This is a genomic window from Pseudomonas sp. 01L34, from assembly GCF_056400265.1.
Window position 1 is genome coordinate 1 of the sequence record NZ_JBFTSX010000018.1, and the last position, 2,020, is coordinate 2,020.

1 protein-coding gene is annotated in these 2,020 nt (G+C 64.0%); it reads left to right on the forward strand.

What is annotated here, in order from left to right; all coding sequences use genetic code 11:
* The coding region (locus tag AC1DQM_RS29755) for a VCBS domain-containing protein (protein WP_477747246.1) at positions 1 to 2,020 on the forward strand (2,020 nt) is incomplete at both ends.

Below are 2,020 nucleotides of genomic sequence, written 5' to 3' on the forward strand. Positions count from 1 at the left end.
TGACCGTCACCGGCAGCAATGACGCCCCGGTGCTCAGCTTCGCCAGCGGCAACGATGCCGGCGCCGTGCAGGAGGACAGCAGCCTCAGCGTCAGTGGCCAATTCAGCTCAAGCGACATCGACCACGATGCCACCGCCACTTGGTCGATCAATGGTTCGGCCACTGGAACCTACGGCTCGATCGCCGTCGACAGCACGGGCCAATGGACCTACACGTTGGCCAACGGCACCAATGGCGTCGCCAGTGCCGTGCAATCGTTGCAGGCCGGCGAGACTCACAATGAAGTGTTCAGCATCCAGGTCAGCGATGGCCTCGGTGGCGTCGACACCCAGCAGGTGACTGTCACCGTCACCGGCAGCAACGATGCGCCAGTGCTCAGCTTCGCGTCGGGCAACGATGCCGGCGCCGTGCAGGAAGACACCACCCTCAGCGTCAGTGGCCAGTTCAGTTCAAGCGACATCGATCATGCAGCCACGGCGACCTGGAGCATTGCCGGAACAGCTAACGGCACTTATGGCTCAATCGCCGTCGACAGCAGCGGCCAATGGACCTACACCTTGGCCAACGGCACCGATGGCGTCGCCAGTGCAGTGCAATCACTGCAAGCCGGCGAGACTCACAATGAAGTGTTCACCGTCCAGGTCAGCGATGGCCTCGGCGGTGTCGACACCCAGCAAGTGACCGTCACCGTCACCGGCAGCAACGATGCGCCGGTGCTCAGCTTTGCGTCGGGTAATGATGTCGGCGCGGTGCAGGAAGACGCTACGCTTAGCGTCAGCGGCCAGTTCAGCTCGAGCGACATCGACCATGCGGCCACCGCCACCTGGAGCATTGCCGGGTCCAATACCGGCACCTACGGCTCGATCGCCGTGGACAGCAGCGGCCAGTGGACCTACACGTTGGCCAATGGCACCGACGGTGTCGCCAGTGCCGTGCAATCGCTGAAGGCTGGCGAGAGTCACAACGAAGTGTTCACCATCCAGGTCAGCGATGGCCTCGGTGGCGTCGACACCCAGCAGGTGACCGTGACCGTCACCGGCAGCAACGATGCGCCGGTGCTCAGCTTCGCGAGCGGCAACGATGTCGGCGCCGTGCAGGAAGACACCACACTTAGCGTCAGCGGCCAGTTCAGCTCGAGCGACATCGACCATGCGGCCACCGCCACCTGGAGCATTGCCGGGTCCAATACCGGCAGCTACGGCTCGATCGCGGTGGACGGCACCGGCCAATGGACCTACACGTTGGCCAATGGCACCGATGGTGTCGCCAGTGCCGTGCAATCGCTGAAGGCCGGCGAGAGCCATAACGAAGTGTTCACCATCCAGGTCAGCGATGGCCTCGGCGGTGTCGACACCCAGCAGGTGACCGTGACCGTCACCGGCAGCAACGATGCGCCGGTGCTCAGCTTCGCGTCGGGCAATGAGGTGGGCGCGGTGCAGGAGGACACCAGCCTCAGCGTCAGCGGTCAGTTCAGCTCAAGCGACATCGACCATGCAGCCACTGCCACCTGGTCCATCAATGGCTCGGCAACTGGAACCTACGGCTCCATCGCCGTCGACGGCAGCGGTCAGTGGACCTACACGCTGGCCAATGGCACCGATGGCGTCGCCAGTGCCGTGCAGTCGTTGCAGGCGGGCGAGAGTCACAATGAAGTGTTCAGCATCCAGGTCAGTGATGGCCTGGGCGGCGTCGACACCCAGCAGGTGACTGTCACCGTCACCGGCAGCAATGACGCACCGGTACTCAGCTTCGCGTCGGGCAACGATTTCGGCGCCGTGCAGGAGGACAGCACCCTCAGCGTCAGTGGCCAGTTCAGCTCGAGCGACATCGACCATGCGGCCACCGCGACCTGGTCGATCAATGGCTCGGCAACTGGAACCTACGGCTCGATCGCCGTCGACGGCAGCGGTCAGTGGACTTACACCTTGGCCAACGGCACCGACGGTGTCGCCAGTGCCGTGCAATCGCTGCAGGCCGGCGAGAGCCATGACGAGGTGTTCAGCATCCAGGTCAGCGATGG